Origin of the sequence: Neobacillus sp. DY30 (assembly GCF_030123065.1) — a bacterium.
Taxonomy (GTDB): domain Bacteria; phylum Bacillota; class Bacilli; order Bacillales; family Cytobacillaceae; genus Neobacillus.
Genome location: NZ_CP126093.1, coordinates 375,001 through 397,960, shown reverse-complemented (window position 1 = coordinate 397,960; position 22,960 = coordinate 375,001). Strand labels below are relative to the sequence as shown.

Annotated in this window: 21 protein-coding genes, 2 rRNA genes and 1 riboswitch (1 of these 24 cut by a window edge); of the genes, 3 read left to right on the top strand and 20 right to left on the bottom strand. The window is 41.2% G+C overall.

Going from position 1 to position 22,960, the window contains the following annotated elements:
• Positions 1-1,743 (bottom strand): adenine deaminase C-terminal domain-containing protein, encoded by a 1,743-nt coding sequence (locus QNH29_RS01955; RefSeq protein ID WP_283863187.1) that lies wholly within the window; start codon positions 1,741-1,743, stop codon positions 1-3.
• Positions 1,744-1,910: 167 nt separating this feature from the next.
• Between QNH29_RS01955 and QNH29_RS01950 the strand changes: the two genes are divergently transcribed.
• Both QNH29_RS01950 and QNH29_RS30280 read left to right on the top strand, forming a co-directional pair.
• Entirely contained in the window at positions 1,911-2,201 is a 291-nt protein-coding gene (locus QNH29_RS01950; RefSeq protein ID WP_283863186.1) for a YgaP family membrane protein, read from the top strand.
• A gap of 345 nt (positions 2,202-2,546) precedes the next feature.
• A complete protein-coding gene (locus QNH29_RS30280) occupies positions 2,547-2,660 on the top strand; it encodes an EYxxD motif small membrane protein (protein ID WP_349654880.1) in 114 nt (37 codons plus the stop codon).
• Here QNH29_RS30280 and purD read toward each other — a convergent pair.
• The 16 genes from purD to QNH29_RS01870 all read right to left on the bottom strand — a co-directional run bounded on the left by purD (position 2,638) and on the right by QNH29_RS01870 (position 18,200).
• Complete coding sequence (gene purD, locus QNH29_RS01945; protein WP_283863185.1) at positions 2,638-3,909, bottom strand: phosphoribosylamine--glycine ligase; 1,272 nt, start codon at positions 3,907-3,909, stop codon at positions 2,638-2,640. The genes QNH29_RS30280 and purD overlap by 23 nt on opposite strands.
• Positions 3,910-3,924: 15 nt before the next feature.
• On the bottom strand, positions 3,925-5,463 hold the full coding sequence (gene purH / locus QNH29_RS01940) for a bifunctional phosphoribosylaminoimidazolecarboxamide formyltransferase/IMP cyclohydrolase (protein WP_283863184.1): 1,539 nt from the start codon (positions 5,461-5,463) through the stop codon (positions 3,925-3,927).
• The gene (gene purN, locus QNH29_RS01935) at positions 5,438-6,040 is read right to left on the bottom strand and encodes a phosphoribosylglycinamide formyltransferase (RefSeq protein WP_283863183.1); all 603 of its coding nucleotides are present in this window, start codon (positions 6,038-6,040) and stop codon (positions 5,438-5,440) included. Before purN ends, purH begins: the two co-directional genes overlap by 26 nt.
• Positions 6,037-7,062 carry a phosphoribosylformylglycinamidine cyclo-ligase gene (gene purM / locus QNH29_RS01930; RefSeq protein ID WP_283863182.1) on the bottom strand — a complete coding sequence of 342 codons (1,026 nt, stop codon included), beginning with the start codon at positions 7,060-7,062 and terminating at the stop codon, positions 6,037-6,039. The genes purN and purM overlap by 4 nt, the downstream gene beginning before the upstream one ends.
• Before the next feature lie 11 nt (positions 7,063-7,073).
• Entirely contained in the window at positions 7,074-8,480 is a 1,407-nt protein-coding gene (gene purF / locus QNH29_RS01925) for an amidophosphoribosyltransferase (RefSeq protein WP_283863181.1), read from the bottom strand.
• On the bottom strand, positions 8,456-10,684 hold the full coding sequence (purL, locus tag QNH29_RS01920; RefSeq protein WP_283863180.1) for a phosphoribosylformylglycinamidine synthase subunit PurL: 2,229 nt from the start codon (positions 10,682-10,684) through the stop codon (positions 8,456-8,458). Before purL ends, purF begins: the two co-directional genes overlap by 25 nt.
• Positions 10,668-11,351, bottom strand: a complete 684-nt coding sequence (gene purQ, locus QNH29_RS01915) for a phosphoribosylformylglycinamidine synthase subunit PurQ (RefSeq protein ID WP_283863179.1) — start codon at positions 11,349-11,351, stop codon at positions 10,668-10,670. The genes purL and purQ overlap by 17 nt, the downstream gene beginning before the upstream one ends.
• The gene (purS, locus tag QNH29_RS01910) at positions 11,348-11,602 is read right to left on the bottom strand and encodes a phosphoribosylformylglycinamidine synthase subunit PurS (RefSeq protein ID WP_063254695.1); all 255 of its coding nucleotides are present in this window, start codon (positions 11,600-11,602) and stop codon (positions 11,348-11,350) included. Before purS ends, purQ begins: the two co-directional genes overlap by 4 nt.
• A complete protein-coding gene (gene purC / locus QNH29_RS01905; RefSeq protein ID WP_283863178.1) occupies positions 11,595-12,308 on the bottom strand; it encodes a phosphoribosylaminoimidazolesuccinocarboxamide synthase in 714 nt (237 codons plus the stop codon). The genes purS and purC overlap by 8 nt, the downstream gene beginning before the upstream one ends.
• Before the next feature lie 350 nt (positions 12,309-12,658).
• A complete protein-coding gene (purB, locus tag QNH29_RS01900; RefSeq protein WP_283863177.1) occupies positions 12,659-13,957 on the bottom strand; it encodes an adenylosuccinate lyase in 1,299 nt (432 codons plus the stop codon).
• Positions 13,954-15,105, bottom strand: a complete 1,152-nt coding sequence (gene purK, locus QNH29_RS01895; RefSeq protein WP_283863176.1) for a 5-(carboxyamino)imidazole ribonucleotide synthase — start codon at positions 15,103-15,105, stop codon at positions 13,954-13,956. The genes purB and purK overlap by 4 nt, the downstream gene beginning before the upstream one ends.
• Complete coding sequence (gene purE / locus QNH29_RS01890; protein ID WP_283863175.1) at positions 15,092-15,580, bottom strand: 5-(carboxyamino)imidazole ribonucleotide mutase; 489 nt, start codon at positions 15,578-15,580, stop codon at positions 15,092-15,094. Before purE ends, purK begins: the two co-directional genes overlap by 14 nt.
• A gap of 134 nt (positions 15,581-15,714) precedes the next feature.
• Positions 15,715-15,816, bottom strand: a riboswitch (purine riboswitch).
• Positions 15,817-15,901: 85 nt separating this feature from the next.
• Entirely contained in the window at positions 15,902-16,099 is a 198-nt protein-coding gene (locus QNH29_RS01885; RefSeq protein WP_283863174.1) for an NETI motif-containing protein, read from the bottom strand.
• The gene (locus QNH29_RS01880; RefSeq protein ID WP_283863173.1) at positions 16,096-16,638 is read right to left on the bottom strand and encodes a DUF2179 domain-containing protein; all 543 of its coding nucleotides are present in this window, start codon (positions 16,636-16,638) and stop codon (positions 16,096-16,098) included. The genes QNH29_RS01885 and QNH29_RS01880 overlap by 4 nt, the downstream gene beginning before the upstream one ends.
• 128 nt (positions 16,639-16,766) lie before the next feature.
• On the bottom strand, positions 16,767-17,681 hold the full coding sequence (locus QNH29_RS01875) for an alpha/beta fold hydrolase (RefSeq protein WP_283863172.1): 915 nt from the start codon (positions 17,679-17,681) through the stop codon (positions 16,767-16,769).
• 66 nt (positions 17,682-17,747) lie between these two features.
• Positions 17,748-18,200, bottom strand: coding sequence for a MarR family winged helix-turn-helix transcriptional regulator (locus QNH29_RS01870; protein WP_283863171.1), 453 nt, complete (start codon positions 18,198-18,200; stop codon positions 17,748-17,750).
• A 170-nt stretch (positions 18,201-18,370) separates the two neighbouring features.
• Here QNH29_RS01870 and QNH29_RS01865 point away from each other — a divergent pair, with 170 nt between their 5' ends.
• On the top strand, positions 18,371-19,573 hold the full coding sequence (locus tag QNH29_RS01865; RefSeq protein ID WP_283863170.1) for a TolB-like translocation protein: 1,203 nt from the start codon (positions 18,371-18,373) through the stop codon (positions 19,571-19,573).
• Between the two features lie 57 nt (positions 19,574-19,630).
• On the opposite strand, the gene QNH29_RS01860 is transcribed toward QNH29_RS01865, so the two are convergent.
• The 3 genes from QNH29_RS01860 to QNH29_RS01850 form a co-directional block, all read right to left on the bottom strand.
• Positions 19,631-20,518, bottom strand: coding sequence for a fumarylacetoacetate hydrolase family protein (locus QNH29_RS01860; RefSeq protein ID WP_283863169.1), 888 nt, complete (start codon positions 20,516-20,518; stop codon positions 19,631-19,633).
• Positions 20,519-20,895: 377 nt separating this feature from the next.
• Positions 20,896-21,011, bottom strand: a 5S ribosomal RNA gene (gene rrf, locus QNH29_RS01855).
• 76 nt (positions 21,012-21,087) lie between these two features.
• Positions 21,088-22,960 (bottom strand): 23S ribosomal RNA (locus QNH29_RS01850) (it continues 1,063 nt past the right edge of the window).

Below are 22,960 nucleotides of genomic sequence, written 5' to 3'. Positions count from 1 at the left end.
TTAACGCATTATCGATGGAAAGAGAACAGTTTTGTTCATTACATCGTACATTCCCTGTTGAGTAATTCGAATATAGGGTAAATGAGTCGCTGAAAAGAATAATAAACTATACACAGGATCGGAAAAATTATATCCACGGTCCTTCAACTCAATCAGTAATTTCTTTTCCTCATTTATTAATTCCTTAATCGGCAGGCTTGACATAATTCCGTTGAGTTTTAATGGTATCTCGCATACCACTTGCTCTTCTTCGACCATGACAATACCGCCGCCTAACTCCTTCATCCTCTCGAAAGCTGCAAGCATATCACGTTTATTTTTTCCAATTAAGATAATATCACCGGTATTGGAAAATGAACTTGCCAATGCAGAAAGATTTGTGGCAAATCCTTTTAATAATGTATTAATTCTCCACTTGCCATTTCTGTCTAGCAGGGTAAAGAAACATTCATCATGTTCTGTTGATAGTTCATCATATGATGCATCAATCGAGATCGAATACGGCTTCGTAATAACTGAATTCTCCATCTTAATCCCAAATGGCATTGAAAATTGTAGATCATCTAGGCTTAAATTCCAGTCTAGTTCCATTGGCTTTAAACCATATTCATCCCAATTAATCGAGTGGTAAGCGTCGACCACTTGTCCGGCACGTTTTACCCATTTACCTTTTGCCAGCACAGAATGAGGCGTCGGGTCCTCGATACTAGATAAAAAGTTAATATTTGCAACCCGGCCAGTGGCAATATTACCATGCAGGTGGTCTATATTGTAATAACGAGCAATATTCACGGTTGCCATATTATAAGCATCAATCACTGGTACACCTTTATCAATGGCAATACGGATCATTTGGTCAGTAATACCTTGTTCATAAAACGTAGATGTTGAACCATCCGTGTTAAACATTAACCGATCATAGGCTTCAATGCCCAATCGTTTCATATCATCCAGCAAGTCAGGAAGATCTGGACGAATAGAAGAATATCTAAGTGAAACCATATAGCCCTGCATTAGGCGGTCAAATACTTCTTCGCCTGTCATAGCTTCATGATCACTATCTGCACCTAACAGAATCATTTTCGCTAATGTTTTCTCAGAGGCGCCAGGAAAATGTCCTTCAATCTTTTTGTGCATTCGTTTTGCCTCTTGTATCCAATGCAGCATCATATCATCGCCATCTAATAATTTAGGCCAGCCCGTCAATTCACCGCCTTGTAGAACAGCGTCATGCTCTAACCAGGATTTTATATTGCTATGTGAAAAAACATCTTCTTCATTTAATATTTCCGTTTGCGGGTCAAATCGGCACCACCAGAACATGGTTGTCGGGATCGAACGCAAGTCCTTCAATAAAGAAAACGCTTCCTTTTTCTTTAAATTCATAATCAAGGACATGTTGTCATTGATTATTGTTGTTGTCCCAAACTGGGATGCATAAGCCGCAAGCGTATGGGGATTATATAATTGATAAGGATGGGCATGTGGCTCGATATACCCTGGAACAAGTATTTCATTTGTACAGTCAATGATTTCACAGTTTTCCAATTTCGGCGGTAAGTTCTCGCCGACATACACAATTCGATCTTCATATATCCAAATATTCGCGCGCATCCACTGGCGAAATGTCTGATTTAAATACAAGGCATTTTTTAACAATATGGTTGGTGAAGTTTTTCCATCTATAACGGATACATGCATGCGTAAATGTTTATTTTTCCATCGATAACGCTGTTCGAGCATACGAGACCCTCCCTTTCTAAGAAGCTATTTATCTAGTAAGAATGTTGATTTTATAGTAAAGAAAGCCCTTACAAAAATGAATTTACCTCTATACTATCATATTTTACTGTTTAACGCATTAAAGAATTGGATATTTCCTGTAAAAATATTGTGAAGGAGTGAACAATGTGAACATTACTAAAAATATTGGAATTTTGAATGCATTGATAAGGATTACAATTGGGCTTACTGTCCTTTCTTGGAGTACAGCTAAAATGGTAAAGTTTCCTTGGAGAGATTCCTATTTATTTATTGCCATTTGCGGGGCGATGAAGGTGGCGGAGGGTATCGTTCGTTTCTGCCCAGTTACTGCTTTATTTGAAAAGTATCAGGAAATGGAACAGGAAAAACCTTTGGCGCTTGGTGACGGGTCCAGTAATGGCGAAGTTGATGAAGTACTGCCATATAATCCAACTTAATCTTTTTCAATTTATATTTTCAATTGTTGGAAGATATTCGTGCCCTTCTCCCCAGGTAACGAATAACGAATAAACCCTATTCGTGCCCTTCTCCTTGGCTTTTTGGAGTTTACAGTAACGAATAGACAATAATCGTACCCTTCTCTCCGACTTTTGGGAGTTTGCGGTAACGAATAGACGATATTCGTGCCCTTCTCTCTGACTTTTTGGGTTTTACGGTAACGAATAGACGCCCCTATTCGAGTCCTGTGTTTTTTTGAGGTTTATGTTAACGATTTTCCGACAAACTAAAAATAAACGGGCTGACCGTGGTTGGTCAGCCCATGCAAAGGAAGGTAATGCGCTATGTTTTGGGAGTATTTATTAGATATGTCGTTCGTACTAATCAGCTTAATCGGCGGTATTGTTGCTCTTTTATACGTGTTTATCCGCCGCTCTAACCGAAGACGCGCTCGATAGCCTTAAAGCCTATATCTTTTCGATAAAAAACTCCGTCACATTGTAATTTATCAAGCTCTTGGTAGACGATAACCTGTGCTTCCTTTAAACTTTCAGCTTTTGCGCCTACTAAGAGAACCCGGCCTCCAGCTGTTTCAAATTCACCTAAAGAATTTTTATTGGTTCCTGCATGGAAGGTGTAGACTTCATTAGAGAAATTGTCTAAACCTTTAAGAACCGCGCCTTTTTCATATTGCTCTGGATACCCTTTGGCTGCCACAACAACCCCGACCATCGATTGCTCATCCCAAACTAATTCTGGGGTAGCACCGTCTAAAATATCTAAAATAGTTTGAACTAAATCTGATTTTAGTCTAGGCAAGATTACTTGCGTTTCAGGATCTCCAAAACGTGCATTAAATTCAATAACTTTTGGACCTCTATCACTCGCAATTAATCCTGCATAAAGAATTCCACAGAAACTTCTTCCTTCTTGAACCATCGCCTTTGCAGCAGGCTTAAGGATGGTTTCAATTGCCGTGTCAACTGTCTCCTTGGCAATATGAGGAACTGGGGAGTATGCGCCCATTCCGCCTGTATTTGGCCCGTTATCACCATCAAAAGCACGTTTATGATCTTGGGCGATTTCTAACGGGATTACGACTTCCCCATTTACGAACGCCATTAGAGAAAATTCTTCACCGCTCAAAAAATCTTCAATCACCACTCGTGCTGATGCTTCACCAAATTTTTGCCCAACGAGCATTTCTTCCGTACTTTGTAAAGCCTCTTCTAGTGTCAATGCTACTGTAACACCTTTTCCTGCTGCTAATCCGTCCGCTTTGATTACGATAGGAGCGCCTTTTTCTTCAATATACTTTTTTGCTTCTTCGTAATTGGTGAATACAGCATAATCGGCAGTAGGAATCTCATACTTTCTCATGATTTCCTTTGCGAACGATTTGCTTCCTTCGATTTCGGCTGCGAGCCTGCGTGGTCCAAATACAGCAAGACCTTCACCTTCAAATTTATCTGCTAATCCTTCTAGTAAAGGCACTTCAGGCCCGATAATCGTTAGACCTATACCCTGTTCTTTGGCAAATTGAATAAGTTGTTCATGGTTACTTTCGTCGATCGCCACACGTTCTGCAACATCTTCCATGCCGTGATTACCAGGAGCCACAAATACTTTTTCCACTAGCGTGCTTTCACTTACTTTTCGGCACAGTGCATGCTCTCTTCCGCCTCGGCCAATGATAAGAACCTTCATCCATCTCACCTCATTTTAATGTTTAAAATGTCTAACTCCGGTAAAGACCATCGCAATTCCGTATTCATCCGCTTTTTTGATGGAATCTTCGTCGCGGATGGAACCGCCTGGCTGAATGATTGCTGTAATTCCCGCTTTTGCTGCGGCTTCTACGGTATCATCCATAGGGAAAAAGGCATCAGAGGCGAGTGCTGCACCTGCAGCTTTTTCACCTGCTTGTTTTAGTGCAATTTCAGCGGCACCTACCCGGTTCATTTGCCCAGCGCCAATTCCAATTGTCATATCATCTTTAGCCACAACAATGGCATTTGACTTTACATGTTTGACTACCTTCCAGCCAAGTTTTAATGCTTCCCACTCCTGCTCAGTTGGCTGTCTTTTTGTTGGTACAGAGATCGTAGCATTTTCTAATGTAAAACGGTCTTGTTCCTGTGCAAGCAGTCCGCCTTCGATTGTTGTCAGCTTCATCTCTGGTTTTTGTACGCCTGAAAAAGGAATCGTCAGTAAACGTAAGTTCTTTTTCGCTGTTAGAATTGTTAATGCTTCCTCAGAAAACGATGGAGCAATGATGATTTCTAAGAAAATCTCATGAAGTTTGCCAGCTGTCTCGGCATCCACTTCACTATTAAAGGCAATAATACCGCCAAAAATGGACACAGGGTCGGCAGCAAAAGCTTTTTCAAACGCTGTAAAACTGTTAGAGCCTGTTCCGATACCGCATGGATTCATATGCTTCACAGCAACTGCTGCAGGCTCTGTAAACTCCTTCACAATCTGCAAGGCAGCGTCCGCATCGTTAATATTATTATAAGAAAGCTCTTTTCCATGAAGCTGTTCTGCATTAGCAATGGAGAACGTAGAACCAAGAGGTTTTTTATAAAAAGCAGCTTTTTGATGTGGATTTTCCCCGTAACGTAACGACTGCTTAAGTTCGTATGTAACGGTTAATTTTTCAGGTGTTTCTTCCTGTGCTAGCTCTGTCATGTATTCAGCGATTAATGCGTCATATGCTGCAGTGTGACGGAAAACCTTTGCAGCTAGTTTCCTGCGTGTTTCCAGCGTTGTACTGCCATCTGCCTTTAATTCTTCAATTACCTTGTTATAATCAACAGGATCAACGACCACTGTTACATATTGATGATTTTTTGCTGAAGCACGTAACATCGTTGGGCCGCCGATATCAATATTTTCAATTGCGTCCTCCGTTGTTACATCTGGCTTTGCGATGGTTTGTTGAAACGGATAAAGATTCACACATACAATTTGAATAGGGTCAATTTTATGTTCTTCAAGCTGCTTTTGGTGCTGTTCGTCATCATGTTTGGCAAGTAAGCCGCCATGAATAAATGGATTTAACGTTTTTACACGTCCTTCTAATATTTCTGGAAAACCGGTAACATCACTCACTCCAAGAACTGGAACTCCTTGTTCTTGAAGTGCTTTTTTCGTTCCGCCCGTTGAAATAATTTCAAAACCTAAGCTGACTAATTCTTTAGCAAAATCGAGAATACCATTTTTATCAGAAACACTAATAAGTGCGCGCTTTTTCGTCACGTTTAATTTCCCCTCTCGTTAACAACATTTGCAGAATAGATGGATAAAGCTTATGCTCAATAGTTTGTATTTTCCGCTGCAAACTCTCTCTTGTTTCCTTTTCACTTATGCGAACGCGTTCTTGGACGATAATGGGTCCAGTGTCCATCCCTTCATCAACGTAGTGGATGGTAACCCCGCTCCATTCCGCTTTTGCAGCCAATGCTTGACCAATCGCATCTTTACCAGGAAAAGCCGGAAGAAGTGAAGGATGGATATTAACAATACGGCCAGCATATTCTCCAAGCAATGTTGGACCAATCAGCCTCATATAACCGGCCAGAACGATAAACTCGACACCATAGCTGGCTAATTTTTCTAAAATAGCCTTTTCATAAGCTTCCTTCGAGCTATACTCCTTTGGACTAAAAGCAAAAGTTGGGATACGAGCGGCATTGGCCCGCTCGACCGCAAATGCTTCCGGCTTGTCACAAACAAGGACTGCAATATCCGCTTCAATTTCTCCCGATTTCACTACATCAATGATTGCTTGAAAGTTACTTCCACTTCCCGAGGCAAAAACAGCAATCTTTTTCATCGGCGGCCACCAATCGTAATGCCTTCTTCTGCTGTCACAACACCAATTTCATAGGCAGTTTCTCCGCATTCTTTAAAATGAGCCATCACATCGGCAGCGATTTCCTTATCAACTGCAATCACCATGCCAATACCCATATTAAAGATATTATACATTTCCTGTTGGTCAATTTGTCCAACTGTCGTAATTAAATTAAAAATCGTCGGTATGTCCCAGCTTTTTTCAAAGATGGATGCTCCAAGTCCATTAGGAAGCATCCGTGGGATATTTTCAATAAAACCGCCTCCGGTAATATGAGCCATCCCTTTTAAGTTGAATTTTTTCAACGCTGATAAAATTGGTTTTACATAGATTTTCGTTGGTTTTAATAATTCCTCGCCCAAACTGCATCCAAGCTCGTCAACATATTCTGTCAACGCCCAGTTGTTAAACACCTTTCTCACAAGTGAATAACCATTGCTGTGGATTCCACTTGAAGCTAATCCAATTAACACATCGCCGTCCTGAATAGTTTCCCCTGTAATCAATTGGCTTTTTTCGCAAGCACCAACCGTAAAACCAGCTAAATCATACTCATTTTCACTATACAAACCAGGCATTTCCGCTGTTTCGCCGCCAATAAGAGCGCAGCCTGCCTGCTCGCAGCCATCAGCTATACCCTTGACAATCGCTTCAATCTTTTCAGGCTTTGCTTTTCCGGTAGCAATATAGTCTAAGAAGAACAAAGGCTCTGCGCCCTGAACCACGATATCGTTGACACACATTGCTACTGCGTCAATACCAATCGTTTCATGCTGATCCATCCAAAAGGCAATCATCAGCTTGGTACCAACGCCATCTGTTCCTGATACAAGAACTGGTTCTTTCAAATTCAGTGACGATAGATCAAACATACCACCGAAGCCTCCAAGGCCACCTATTACGCCAGCTCGGGCTGTTTTTTGTACATGCTTTTTCATTCTCTCTACAGCCTCGTAGCCTGCTTCGATGTTTACGCCTGCCTGTGTATAAGCATTCGCCATGATGTTCCCTCCTATTTTTGATAGTAATATTGGAGTGTATCTGGATAAATCTCAGTTGGGTAGTTACCAGTAAAGCAGCCAAGGCAGAAGCCATTTGTTCCTTCTGTTTTAGCAATAGCTCCTATCATACCCTCTGTACTAATGAAGGTCAGGGAATCCGCACCAATTAACTGTCTAATCTCTTCCACTGATTTATCTGAAGCAATCAATTCTTCTTTTGTCGAAGTATCAATCCCGTAAAAACAAGGATTTTTTATCGGCGGTGAACTGATGACAACATGTACCTCTGTCGCTCCCGCTTCTTTTAATAACGTGACAATTCGTTTACTTGTTGTTCCGCGAACAATCGAATCGTCAACCATGACAACGCGTTTACCTTCAACGACTCCGCGAACGGCGGAAAGCTTCATTTTTACACCCTGCTCCCGTAACGTTTGGGTTGGCTGGATGAAGGTCCTGCCGACATATTTATTTTTAATTAATCCCATTTCATAAGGAATACCCGAAGCTTCTGCATAGCCAATCGCTGCAGAAATACTAGAATCTGGAACACCAGTAACTACGTCCGCTTCAATTGGTGCTTCTACTGCCAATCTTTTCCCCATGTTCTTACGGGCTGTGTGTACATTGATTCCTTGGATATTACTATCAGGTCTTGAAAAATAAACATATTCCATCGTACAGATCGACTTTGTCGAGTTGAAGGCGAATTGTTCAGAGGAGATACCATCTTTGTTGATAACTACTAGTTCTCCCGGTCTAATATCACGAATAAATTCGGCTCCAATAACATCGAAAGCACAAGTTTCAGAAGCAACCACATAGGCATCTCCTAAACATGCCAACGACAAAGGCCGTAACCCATTAGGATCTAGCGCAACCATTAATTCATTTTCTGTTAGGATTAAATAGGCGTAGGCTCCCTTTAACATCGAAAGAGCATTTTTAACCTGATCTTTCAGTTCAGAAAATCCGCTTCTTCTAATTAAATGGGCTAAAACTTCTGTATCAGAGCTTGTTTGAAATATACTTCCTTGCGTTTCAAGCTGATGTTTTAAGAAATTAGCGTTTACTAAATTACCATTATGTGCAAGGGCAAGACTGCCAGTTTGGGAATGGAACAGCAACGGCTGGACATTTTCATATCCGCCGCCTCCTGCCGTTGCATAACGAACATGCCCAATCGCAGAGGTTCCCTTTAATTTTTCCATCACATCAGCTGTGAAAATCTCAGAAACTAGTCCTTCACCTTTGACCACTCTAAGCTTATCCCCGTCAGATACAACAATACCAGTACCCTCTTGACCACGGTGCTGCAGACTATGAAGCCCATAATAGGTTAGCTGTGCAGAATCGGGGTGTCCCCAGACACCAAAGACTCCGCACTCTTCGTTTAATCCCTTGATTTCAGCAAGCATGGAATAGCTCCTTTCCAAGCATCCTTCAATTCGTTTACTGAAGCTTCTAAAATCGTGTTATTGTCAGCATTTACTTTTAAAGTGGCTGTATCATTTACTTCCCCGATCAATTTGGCAGCTACTAAACTTTCAAACTGTGATTGATGTTCTTTTTTCACCGTTAGTAGGAAACGGGATTGTGTTTCACTAAATAATGCCGTTACTGGGTTACCTTCAATCGTGATAGAAGCACCAAGCTGTTCTTGGCCAAAAAGACTTTCAGCAACTGCAACCCCTAGACCACCTTCAGAAAGGTCATGTGCCGATTGAACAACGCCTTCGCGAATAGCTGCTAACACTTGATTCTGTCTTTCTTTTTCTAGTTGAACATCAAGTTCTGGAGCTTTTCCAAAAATCCGTCCGTTTTGAAGCTTTTGTAATTCACTGCCACCAAATTCTGGCTTTGTTTCTCCGACTAAGTAAATAAGGTCGCCGCTATTTTTAAAGTTTTGAGTCGTAATATGATCAAGATCTGTTACTAAACCAACCATACCAATGACTGGTGTTGGGTAAATCGCTGTTCCGCTTGTTTCGTTATATAAAGAGACGTTACCGCCAATAACTGGAGTATTAAGAACTCGGCAAGCCTCGCTGATTCCATCAGCTGCTTTTTCAATCTGCCAGAACACTTCTGGCTTTTCTGGATTTCCAAAATTCAAGTTATCTGTAATCGCTAATGGCTCTCCACCCGAGCAAACAATATTACGTGCCGCTTCTGCAACCGCAATTTTTCCGCCTACTTCAGGGTCTAAAAACACATAGCGTGAGTTACAATCCGTTGTCATCGCCAATGCCTTACGGGTTCCACGGATTCTGACCACAGAAGCGTCTGAACCAGGTGCAACGACTGTATTCGTACGTACCATATAATCGTACTGATTATAAACCCATTCCTTACTTGCGATTGTAGGCTGGCTGATAATTTGTTTTAATGTTTCTTTTAAATCTTCAACCTGTGGGACTTCCACTTCTAGTGCTTGGAATTCCTGATAGTAAATTGGTTCTCTTGATGGCTTATGATAAACAGGTGCGTCCTCTGCTAATGCATCTACTGGAACATCTGCCACGATTTCGCCATGCTGAAGCAAACGAAGCTTTTTATCATCTGTTACTGTACCGATCGCTACTGCTTCAAGATCGTATTTTGTGAAAAGATCTTTGATTTCCTGCTCTCTTCCCTTTGTAACAACAATCAGCATTCGCTCTTGTGATTCCGAAAGCATCATTTCATATGCCGTCATACCTGTTTCACGTTGAGGAACGAGGTCTAAATTCATTTCAATACCCATTCCAGCTTTACTTGCCATTTCTGCTGAAGAACTTGTTAATCCCGCAGCACCCATATCCTGAATACCGACAAGGGCGTCTGATTGAATTAACTCAAGGCACGCTTCTAGTAAAAGTTTTTCCATGAATGGGTCGCCCACTTGAACTGCCGGACGATTTTCATCAGACTGTTCTGTTAATTCTTCCGAAGCGAAGGTTGCACCGTGAATACCGTCACGGCCTGTTTTTGCGCCGACATACATCACTGTATTGCCAACACCTTGTGCAAGACCTTTTTTAATGTCTTTATGATCAATTAGACCAACACACATCGCATTTACTAATGGATTGCCTTCATAACATGGTTCAAACTGGATTTCACCGCCAACTGTTGGGATTCCGATACAGTTACCGTAGCCAGCGATTCCTGCCACAACTTCTTTGAATAGGTAGCGTACTCTTGCTGATTCATCAAGTTCTCCGAAACGAAGTGAGTTTAATAGAGCAATTGGACGTGCACCCATTGAAAAAATATCACGGATAATCCCGCCAACACCTGTAGCCGCCCCTTGATATGGCTCGATGGCTGATGGGTGGTTATGGCTTTCAATTTTAAAAACAACCGCTTGATTATCACCGATATCAACAATTCCAGCCCCTTCACCAGGACCCTGAAGAACACGTTCACCTGTCGTTGGGAATTTTCTAAGGACTGGTTTAGAGTTTTTATAACTGCAATGCTCAGACCACATAACCGAGAAAAGACCTGTTTCGGTGTAGTTCGGTGTCCGGCCAAGAATGTTTTCAATCAGGGTGAATTCTTCATCGGATAAGCCCATTTGCTGATAAAGTTTTTCTGTCTTTACTTGATCTGGTCTTGGTTCATGCTTTAACAACATTTGCTTCCCTCCAGCTTCTTACAATCGATTGAAATAATTTTAGTCCATCTGCTCCGCCTAATAACTCATCAACGGCTCTTTCAGGGTGTGGCATCATCCCAAGGACATTTCCTTTTTCATTCGTAATTCCTGCTATATCTTCTAAGCTTCCGTTCGGGTTATCTTGGTAAGTAAAAACGATTTGGTTATTTTCTTTAAGCTTTGCGAGCGTTTCTTCATCACAATAATAGTTTCCTTCACCATGAGCGACAGGGATCGAAATGGTTTCCCCTTGTGCGTAGGCGGTAGAAAACATTGTCTGATTGTTCACTACCTTTAATTCAACCGGTTTACAGATAAAGGATAAACTTTCATTTCGTCTCATGGCCCCTGGCAGTAATCCAGCTTCCAAAAGAATCTGAAATCCGTTACAGACACCTAGAATCGGTTTCCCTGCTTCTGCTGCTTTTACCACTGCTTGCATGACCTTACTAAAACGGGCAATGGCACCTGTTCGTAAATAATCTCCGTATGAAAATCCGCCAGGAAGTAAGATTCCATCAAACTCATCTAAGCTCTCAGTGTCGTGCCATACATATTCAACCTGCTCACCAAGTTCATCCTTAATCGCATGGTACATATCGATGTCACAGTTAGACCCCGGAAAAACGATTACTGCAAACTTCACTGAGGAACACACTCCTCTACTTCATAACGGTAATCTTCAATGACTGTATTTGCTAAAAGCTTGCTGCAAATCTCATTGATCACTTCATCAAGGTCGCGTTCTGATTTTTCAATGGTTAGTTCCATATATTTACCGATTCGTACATCGGATACTTCTGGATAATTTAATGAATGTAATGAATGAGTTACTGCCTTACCCTGTGGATCTAGTACACTTTCTCTTAACGTGACATATACCTTTACCTTAAACATGCTGTTTTCCCCCTAATCTAGCTAAAATAGTTTCATACGCTTCTGTTAAACTGCCAAGGTCGCGTCGGAATACATCCTTATCGAGCTTTTCATTCGTCTTTTTGTCCCAAAGTCTGCAAGTGTCCGGTGAAATCTCGTCTGCTAATAGAATGCTGCCATCAGCGTCTTTACCAAACTCAAGTTTAAAGTCTATAAGATTAATTCCTAATTCGTTAAAAAAGCTTGATAAAACTGTATTAATTTTTAGTGCGTTCTCTTTAAGAGTGGCTAGTTCTTCTTTTGTTGCTATGTTCAATTCGTAGATATGGTCAGTGGTTAGTAATGGGTCGCCAAGGTCGTCATTTTTTAAATAAAACTCAACGAGCGGCTTTGTTAATTCTTTACCTTCTTCGATTCCTAATCTTTTTGAAAGACTTCCAGCAGCGATATTGCGAACGACAACTTCAAGCGGGATAATGGTTACCCTCTTTACCAGCTGTTCGGTTTCTGAAATGCGCTTAATAAAATGCGATGGGATGCCTTTTGCCTGAAGCTTTAAAAATAGTAAACTAGTAATTTCGTTGTTCAAACGCCCTTTACCTGTGATATCCGCCTTCTTTTGTCCATTGAAAGCCGTTGCCGAATCCTTATATTCGATTAAAACAGTTTGCTCATCTTCCGTACTAAAAATTCGCTTCGCTTTTCCTTCATAGAGAAGTTCTTTCATAAAGAATGCCTCCTAAATTGCCAATATTGGGAATCTTCTGGGTAATGTTGGCCACTTATTGTGACCAATTTTTAATTTTCATGGATTTCGGTAACCATTAGGAACCTTGATTACCGCTTTTTCGTTTTTTCAACCGTTACGGGCACCAAAAGCTTTCTTTGGTTACCACTTTCTCATTTTTTCAACCGTTACAGGCACCAAAAGCGCTCTTTGGTTACCACTTTCTCATTTCTTCAACCGTTACAGGCACCAAAAGCGCTCTTTGGTTACCACTTTCTCATTTCTTCAACAATCTCGGTCACCAAGAGCCCTCCATGGTGACCGGGATTAGTTTAGTTCAACAATAAATCTTAGCCGTTCAACCCTAATCGTTCAAAAATCGTATTCACATGCTGAAGGTGATAGTTGTAATCGAAACAATCAGCAATTTCTTCTGCTGAAAGCAGGCTGGTAATCTTCGCTTCTCCTTCAACCAAGCTGCGGAAAGGAACTTGCTTTTCCCAAGATTCCATTGTTTTTGGCTGTACGGTATCGTATGCCTCTTCACGAGATAAACCTTTGTCAATCAGCGCTAGTAAAACTCTTTGTGAGTAAATCAAGCCAAGTGTCCGGTCCATGTTACGTTTCATGTTTTCCGGATAAACCGTTAAGTTTTTAATGATATTGCCGAAACGATTTAACATGTAATTCAAGGCAATCGTTGCATCTGGTAAGATAATTCGCTCTGCGGAAGAGTGTGAGATATCGCGCTCATGCCATAATGGAACATTTTCATAAGCTGTCATCATATAGCCGCGAATGACGCGCGCCAAACCAGTCATATTTTCAGAACCAATTGGGTTTCGTTTATGAGGCATTGCCGATGATCCTTTTTGTCCTTTTGCAAAAAACTCTTCTACTTCACGTGTTTCACTTTTTTGTAATCCGCGAACTTCCACTGCGAATTTTTCAATTGAAGTAGCAATTAATGCAAGAGTAGACATATAGTGTGCATGACGGTCGCGCTGCAAAGTTTGGGTTGAGATCGGCGCAGGCTGGGTTCCTAGTTTTTCACACACATATTGTTCAACAAACGGGTTGATGTTGGCGTATGTTCCAACTGCCCCAGAGATCTTCCCAAACTCAACACCAGCTGCTGCTTGATTAAAACGTTCCAAGTTACGTTTCATTTCTTCGTACCAAAGAGCAAGCTTTAATCCGAATGTTGTTGGTTCGGCATGTACTCCGTGCGTACGTCCCATCATGACAGTAAATTTATGCTCAATCGCCTTGTTCTTTAAAATTTCAATAAAGTTTTCAAGGTCCTTCCGGATAATCGCATTGGCTTGTTTTAATAAGTAAGATAAAGCCGTATCCACTACATCTGTTGAAGTTAATCCGTAATGCACCCACTTGCGTTCTTCCCCTAATGTCTCGGATACTGCGCGAGTAAAGGCAACAACATCATGTCTAGTTTCTTCTTCAATTTCTTTAATCCGGTCAATATTAAAAGATGCATTTTCACGAAGCTTCTTTACGTCTTCTTTCGGAATCTCACCTAACTCAGCCCATGCCTCACAAGCTAGGATCTCAACCTCAAGCCAGGCTTTAAAGCGGTTTTCCTCTGTCCAAATTGCACCCATTTCAGGTCTTGTATAACGATCAATCATCTTTTTGCCTCCAGACTTTTTTCTTCCCAGATGCTGCTATTACTCACATCTTTAAGGGCAGTATCAACAGTATCACATAGAATGGTTACATGCCCCATCTTTCTTTTAAATTTTGCCTCTTTTTTACCGTAAAAATGAACTTTCCAATCATTTACTTTTGTAAGATTATCTAACACGTTTTGAACATGCTCTCCCAATATATTAACCATCACCGCTGGCTTTAACAGCTCAGTCTTACCAAGGGGCAGGTTACATACAGCCCTGATGTGCTGCTCGAATTGTGATGTTTCACATGCTTCAATCGTATAATGCCCGGAATTATGCGGTCTAGGAGCGAGTTCATTTATATATATCTTATCCCCCGCTGATAAAAACATTTCAACCGCCAGCGTTCCTACTAACTCAAATGCATTAGCAAGTTGTATTGCTGATTGAATTGCCTTATCCTCCGCTAGTTTACTAATACGTGCTGGAACAATCGTTTGATGGAGAATATTATCTTGATGAATGTTTTCTCCAACCGGAAATACTGCTGTTTCACCATTTGGATTTCTTGTGATTATAACGGAAATTTCTTTCGTAAAAGAGATCCATTTTTCCAGGATACATTGTCCGTTTTCAAGTAGCGCTTTAGCCTCTTCGATATCTTGACTATTTTTAAGAACTGCTTGCCCTTTACCGTCATACCCGCCTCGTGCTGTTTTCAATACAACGGGATAACCAAGTCGTTCACAATTTTCATGAAGGTCATTCAGTGAATTAATGACGGCATAGGGTGCCACCTGAACACCTGCATTTGCAATTGCCGCTTTTTCTTTCACTCGGTCCTGAGTAATTTCAAGCAGCCTCTTACCCTGTGGCACATAGGCTTGATTACAAAGCCATTCAAGCGCTGCAGCGTCAATATTTTCAAATTCGTAGGTAATGACATCACTTACTTCAGCTAGTTTGCTAATGGCGGCTAAATCATCATAGCTGCCGATAATTTTATAATCTGCCACCTGGCCGCAAGGAGAATCATCAACAGGATCTAATACAGCGATTCGATATCCCATTTCTCTTGCGGAAAGTGCCATCATCCTGCCTAACTGACCGCCGCCAATAATTCCAATCGTTTGTCCTGGAAAAATCGTTTTAGACAAGTTCATCACTACTTTCTATTGCCGCCAGTTTTGCTTCTCCGCGGACCTGCTCTAGTCGCTCTTGTAAGTTTGAATCGTTAATCGATACAATTTGGGCTGCCAGCAATCCAGCATTTACTGCCCCAGCTTTTCCTATCGCAACTGTTGCCACTGGTACCCCTGCAGGCATTTGCACAATTGATAATAGAGAATCCATTCCATTCAAAGCCTTGGATTGAACAGGAACACCAATCACTGGTAATGTCGTTTTTGCGGCAACCATACCTGGAAGATGTGCCGCACCTCCTGCACCTGCGATGATGACCTTAATTCCTCTTATTCTAGCATTCTCTGCAAATTCAAACATTAAATCAGGAGTACGGTGTGCTGAAACCACCTTTTTTTCATATGGAACCTCTAATCGATCAAGGATTTCACAGGTATGCTTCATCGTTTCCCAATCAGACTTGCTCCCCATTATTACCGCCACAATCGGATTCATGTTCTCTCCCCTAACATTACAAATATATAAAAAGCCCAAAACAGCTGCTTCCCCAATTTCAAAAAATGAGAGGAAAGCAGTCTGTCCGGGCTGAATTCGGCACAGTAAATGACCATAAACGAGTTAACGTTCTTGGCATTTCCACTTTCCCTCATAGTCCAATCATTTACGGTAATTGGGTAGATACTTACGGGCCATATTCCCATTATTATACGAGGGTGTTGCGTTATATATTTTTTTCACACCTTTATATTACATTTTAAGGGGCAAATGGTCAATAAAAACGAACGATTTTATTTTTACCAATTATATCGTTCGTTTTTATTCAGCGCTAATAGCCTCAAATAGAATCTGCCTTCCGACCGGTTCATAGGAAGTTTCACTTCCATTAACTACCTCCTGAAAAATTGGTTTTTCCGTACGGCGCACCGGTATATATCCTTGTTTTTTCATCCGCTCTAAACAAGCTTCAATACTTTCATTTTCTTGTACTTCAAATTGAACTTTCTTTTTACTCATGAAAATAATTTCCCTCTTTTCACAGATTTCACCCAAAATCCTCCATGAATCGCTTTTGGTTCATAGGAGATGATGAACGCTTTGGGATCCAAATTTTTTATCGTTTCGTATAATTTAAGTTCAAATTTTCTTGGTGTTAAGATTTGAAGGGCCATTCGATCTCCCTCAAGCCCATGTGCAGCCCAATCGGTAACACCGAATCCCTTCTCTCTTAATACTTTTGGTAAGTTTTTATCATATTCCTTTGTAATGACATTTACAGTAATATAGCCTAAAGCAAGCTTTTCTTCAATTTTCATTCCTACGATGACACCAATCCCATACCCGACGGCGTAAGCAATTAGGTTTTGAACCTCATTTAAGTTATTTAATACAAGACCCAGACCTAAAACATAGATAACAACTTCAATCATACTCAAGGATGCAGCCAAATACCGCTGGCCTTTTAATGTTAAAATCATCCTAATTGTAAAAAATGAAACATAAACAATGTTAATCAGTAAGATAATAAGAACCATGATAAAACTATTTTCTAACAAAGACCTAACCTCCCTTTCTCATTTTAACCAAATTATAAATTGTTATTTTGTTAGTGTACCCTTTTTGTCTCCGTTTTTCACCAAAAGAACACAAGACCCTCCATTTGGAAGGTCCGATGATAGGATTATTATACAAAGGAGAGCTTATCTGAAGGTTTTTTTACTGAACGCTTAAGAATAGCAGTTAAAATTTCTGTCCAAATTTGATGATCATCTATTAAAAAATGTCCGGCCTTGGCAATAAAGTGGGTATGGCAATTCGGAATAGCAGCAGCGGCTTTTTTCATTTCCGCTGCGGGTGCCATTCTATCCTCTTCACCATGCCAGACGTCTACGGGTATTGTAATATCTTTAAAGGAAAATCCCCAAGGTTTTGATAATAATACCGGTTCATTCACACATTCATCCACGGATACTCGAAAGGCTTCTCCCATATGCATCATCAGCCCTTTTAACTGTTCGTCTGTTTGTAAAAATTGACGATCCCACTCATGCAGATGCTTATTTCCCTTTTTATTTTGCTCCATAAACTTTTCTGGCTGCTTTTCAAGCAGCTTTTTCGTAGATCGATAGCTTGCTTTTATAAGCCACGGTGCTTTTCTAGCGAGAAAGAAGGCTATTTTATTAGCTGTCATTGTACCTTTAGGAGACTTTCCATTAACAAAAGGGGTCGTGCTGGCTATTAATGATACTGAATGGAGTCTTGGAGCAAGCTTATAGGCACAGGCTGCAGCAAACGCCCCGCCGCCAGAGACACCAATAATCGAAAACCTATCAAGCTTTAAAAAATCGGCTGCTTCGTTTATATCGTCAGCCCAATCTAGCAGTGTCCGATTTGGTTTTTGGTCAGAAAGCCCAAATCCTGGCCGGTCTAATGATATCAACCGAATTCCTAATGCCTTGGAAATTTCATCATCGTCAAGAAACAGTAGACGTGACCCTGGAGTGCCGTGAAAAAACATCACTGGCAGCCCTTGTTTATCCCCATATTCCATTACGGCTAGCTTCCTGCCATCTGCCAGTGGAATCTTATAGTCTCTCATTACTTTCCCCTCCATAAGTTAATTTTATTTAATATTTTAGTTAACTTAAATGTTTGACAAAAAAATTTACTTCATCTGAGCTTCGACTGCGATTTGATAGAGTTTTTCATGAATATCTAATAACTTTTCCAAGTCATCCTTAGGCAATTTAGCATAATACTTTTCAATAATAAACAGTTGATTTTTAGCGACCATCTGATTATAGTGGAGGCCTTTTTCACCAAGATGAACAATAATTTCACGGCGGTTGACAGGATTTATCTCTCTTTTTACATACTCCTGTTTTTCAAGTTTTGAAATGAGCTGACTTGCAGCACTGGCAGTTATCGATAAAAAGTGTGCAATTTCATTAACAGTTCGAGTTTTTACCCTTAAAAGCTCAAGGATTACCTGTTGTTTTGTAGATAAGTCTGCAAACTCATCGTTGATTAGTTTCTTATAGTCCTCTAAAAATAGTGAACTCAAGGCATTGGAGTATTCTACAATTTTACTGCATATGATTTCTAAATCTTTATTCATTTCTTATCACCTCTTCATATCTCCATTATAAATTACAGTAAATATTTAAGCAAACTTAAATATTAAGGTAAAAAAATGAAAATTTCAAACATAGATTTAACCTTTTATTAGGAATTATAAGATTTAAAGATATAGGGCGGGTGACTTTGATGATAAAAAGGATATTTTTCATGTTTTTTCTGATAATTGCTTTCCTTCCTGTTTCATCCTCTGCAGAACCTAAGGAAAATTTGAAAGCCGCTTTTGTAAGAAACGATCATTTATGGATCAAGTTGAAAGATAATGAAATACAGATAACCGATACGGGCTATGTAAGATATCCAAAGTGGTCATTCGATGGCAGCTGGGTTGCTTATTTAAAGGGAGCCAAGGAAGGGGATATTATGAGCCTCTGGCTCTACAATATAAAGAGCAATAGACATTTTCGGGTTAAAGAAAATGTTGGCGTAAACTTTCAATGGTCCCCAAATGCGAATACGATTGGTTTCCAGGCTGCCAAAAATCTAGTTATCTTACATACCTCCCAATTAAACCTGTTTACGCCTGCAGCCAAAAACATAGAAAACTTTTCCTGGCTTCCGTCCGGTAAAGGGTTACTTATATCTACTAAAAAGAGTCCTGAACTTCATTCAGATATTATTTTATCTAACGTTATTTTTAGAAAAAAAGGAATGCCTTTTGTAAAAGATTTTTATACCATTAAGATTAATGAAAATGAAATATATGCATCTACTAGCGCATTTAACTGGTCAAAGGATAAGAAGTGGATTAGCTTTTTGTTAATCCCTACCGCTTCCCTATCGGCTGATGGGAACACTTTATGCCTCCTATCTACTAACGGAAAGAAATTATTAAAGATAGATGAAATGTTAAATGAACCTGCATGGATACAATGGGCACCATATAAAGGATCGTTAGGATATATAAGTGGTGTTGGACGAGAAGCAGCATTAAACAAGAGGCTTAAGGTCTTAACCGTACCATCAATAAAAAATTTAATCCTTACCCCAAAGGGTTTTGTGGACCGCGATTTGACGTGGCAAAATAATCGAACTATAATTGTGTCTCGTTCGCTGGAAAATAGTTCTGGAGACTTAAGTGAAAGTACATTACCAAGACTATATAAGATAAGTCTATCAGATAATAAACAAACCCAAATCACTTTTCCTTCTGAAAAAGATGGGAATTTCAAACCAGAGATCGTTAAGAATAATTTGTTCTGGATCAGGACTGACCGAAAGCATGCGGATGTTATGATTTCTCCAACCTATAATTCAGAAGAGATGGTTTGGATAAAAAATATCAATCCTGGCAGTTCCTTTTATGAAAAATGGAGTTGGGATGAGGTGTTTAGTTTATATTCGGGGCGCTAATTTATAAATATTGGAAGCCAGGCTGGCATTAGTGCCTGGCTCTTGCTATTAATGATCTTAAACTAATTTATTGGTCAGTGTACCTAATTTTTCAACTTCAACGGTTACCACATCACCTGGTTTCAGGTAAACTCGTTTTTCCAATGGGTAACCTATAATGACTCCCTCTGGAGTTCCAGTTAAAATGACATCACCCGGTGTAAGAGTCATATGCTGCGATATATAGCTGACAATCTCCTCTACATTAAAAATCATATCAGATGTATTGGAATTCTGACGCATTTCTCCGTTCACATACGTTTTTAATTGCAAATTGTCAGGGTTACCTACTTCGTCTGCGGTTACAAGATAGGGACCTATAGGACTAAAATCATCACATGTTTTTCCGAGTAACCATTGGTTTGATCTTTTCTGCAGGTCACGTGCTGATAAATCATTCGCTGTACAATAGCCAAATACATAATCTAATGCATTTCCCTTACTTACATACTTTGCTTCTTTCCCAATGACAACCCCTAACTCAACTTCGTAATCCAGCCTTTGGGTCACCCTTGGCACAGCTATCTCACATTTATGTCCTGTTAATGAATTATTAAATTTACTAAATAATACGGGTTCTTTTGGATATGACGACTTGGTTTCATCCGCATGTTTACGATAATTTAAACCTACACATATAATCTTGTTCGGTTGTGTGACACATGGTCCCCATTGCACCTCTTCTTCATTTATAAGATAATTTGGTTTATTGTGAGTTGGCAGATGCGTAATGTAGTCTTCAAGTATAGAAATCGCTTCATGACCACCCGAGATTACTTCCATAATGTTTGTATGTATTTGATTGTTTGGCTTCTCTTTTAGTGCTTCTTCAAGGTTAATTATGCCATTTTCAATTTTTACACCTAACACAAGCTTGCCCTCTTTTTTTATAGTTGCTAGTTTCATTAAATCATTATCCTCCTTGCTTTCATTTTCCTAACAACTGATTTCTCTATTACATCCTTTTTATCCTTCTTTGTACTTTCATTAAAGTGTTTTTTGAATCAGCAGATACTTTTAACACATAGGGGGAGATTCCGTCCGTCTAAAGTGTTTTTCGTTACCGATTTCACTGAAAATGGGATTGAACGGGGACGAATAAATGCTATTCATTACCGTTATCACTGATAAGCGTATTGAATGGGCAAGAATAAATGCTATTCGTTACCGTTATCACTCATAAACGTATTGAATAGGCACGATTCTTAAATCATTTTTTCTTTTCAATTTTTTCTTTTAGACAACACAAAAAAAACACAACCCATAACAGGTTGTGTTCGTGTGCCTGGCAACGTCCTACTCTCACAGGGACAAAGTCCCAACTACCATCGGCGCTGAGAAGCTTAACTTCCGTGTTCGGTATGGGAACGGGTGTGACCTTCTCGCCATTGCTGCCAGACTATTTATTTTGAGGTTTCATTCCCTCAAAACTAGATAATTTCAGAAGAAGTGTGTAAAAACGAGTTCACCTTAAATTGGTTAAGTCCTCGAACGATTAGTATCAGTCAGCTCCACACGTTACCGCGCTTCCACCTCTGACCTATCAACCTGATCATCTTTCAGGGTTCTTACTAGCTTGACGCTATGGGAAATCTCATCTTGAGGGGGGCTTCATGCTTAGATGCTTTCAGCACTTATCCCGTCCGCACATAGCTACCCAGCGATGCCTTTGGCAAGACAACTGGTACACCAGCGGTGCGTCCATCCCGGTCCTCTCGTACTAAGGACAGCTCCTCTCAAATTTCCTGCGCCCACGACGGATAGGGACCGAACTGTCTCACGACGTTCTGAACCCAGCTCGCGTACCGCTTTAATGGGCGAACAGCCCAACCCTTGGGACCGACTACAGCCCCAGGATGCGATGAGCCGACATCGAGGTGCCAAACCTCCCCGTCGATGTGGACTCTTGGGGGAGATAAGCCTGTTATCCCCGGGGTAGCTTTTATCCGTTGAGCGATGGCCCTTCCATGCGGAACCACCGGATCACTAAGCCCGACTTTCGTCCCTGCTCGACTTGTAGGTCTCGCAGTCAAGCTCCCTTGTGCCTTTACACTCTGCGAATGATTTCCAACCATTCTGAGGGAACCTTTGGGCGCCTCCGTTACTCTTTAGGAGGCGACCGCCCCAGTCAAACTGCCCACCTGACACTGTCTCCCACCCCGATCAGGGGTGTGGGTTAGAATTTCAATACAGCCAGGGTAGTATCCCACCGACGCCTCCACCGAAGCTGGCGCTCCGGTTTCTCAGGCTCCTACCTATCCTGTACAAGCTGTACCAAAATTCAATATCAGGCTACAGTAAAGCTCCACGGGGTCTTTCCGTCCTGTCGCGGGTAACCTGCATCTTCACAGGTACTATAATTTCACCGAGTCTCTCGTTGAGACAGTGCCCAGATCGTTACGCCTTTCGTGCGGGTCGGAACTTACCCGACAAGGAATTTCGCTACCTTAGGACCGTTATAGTTACGGCCGCCGTTTACTGGGGCTTCGATTCAGAGCTTCGCTTGCGCTAACCCCTCCTCTTAACCTTCCAGCACCGGGCAGGCGTCAGCCCCTATACTTCGCCTTGCGGCTTCGCAGAGACCTGTGTTTTTGCTAAACAGTCGCCTGGGCCTATTCACTGCGGCTCTTCGAGGCTATTCACCTCAAAAAGCACCCCTTCTCCCGAAGTTACGGGGTCATTTTGCCGAGTTCCTTAACGAGAGTTCTCTCGCTCACCTTAGGATTCTCTCCTCGCCTACCTGTGTCGGTTTGCGGTACGGGCACCTTTTATCTCGCTAGAGGCTTTTCTTGGCAGTGTGGAATCAGGAACTTCGGTACTATATTTCCCTCGGCATCACAGCTCAGCCTTAAGGTGAACGGATTTTCCTATTCACCAGCCTAACTGCTTACACGCACATATCCAACAGTGCGCTTACCCTATCCTCCTGCGTCCCCCCATCACTCAAACGATAAAGAGGTGGTACAGGAATATCAACCTGTTGTCCATCGCCTACGCCTTTCGGCCTCGGCTTAGGTCCCGACTAACCCTGAGAGGACGAGCCTTCCTCAGGAAACCTTAGGCATACGGTGGATGGGATTCTCACCCATCTTTCGCTACTCATACCGGCATTCTCACTTCTAAGCGCTCCACCAGTCCTTACGGTCTAGCTTCAACGCCCTTAGAACGCTCTCCTACCACTGACACCATATGGTGTCAATCCACAGCTTCGGTGTTACGTTTAGCCCCGGTACATTTTCGGCGCAGAGTCACTCGACCAGTGAGCTATTACGCACTCTTTAAATGGTGGCTGCTTCTAAGCCAACATCCTGGTTGTCTAAGCAACTCCACATCCTTTTCCACTTAACG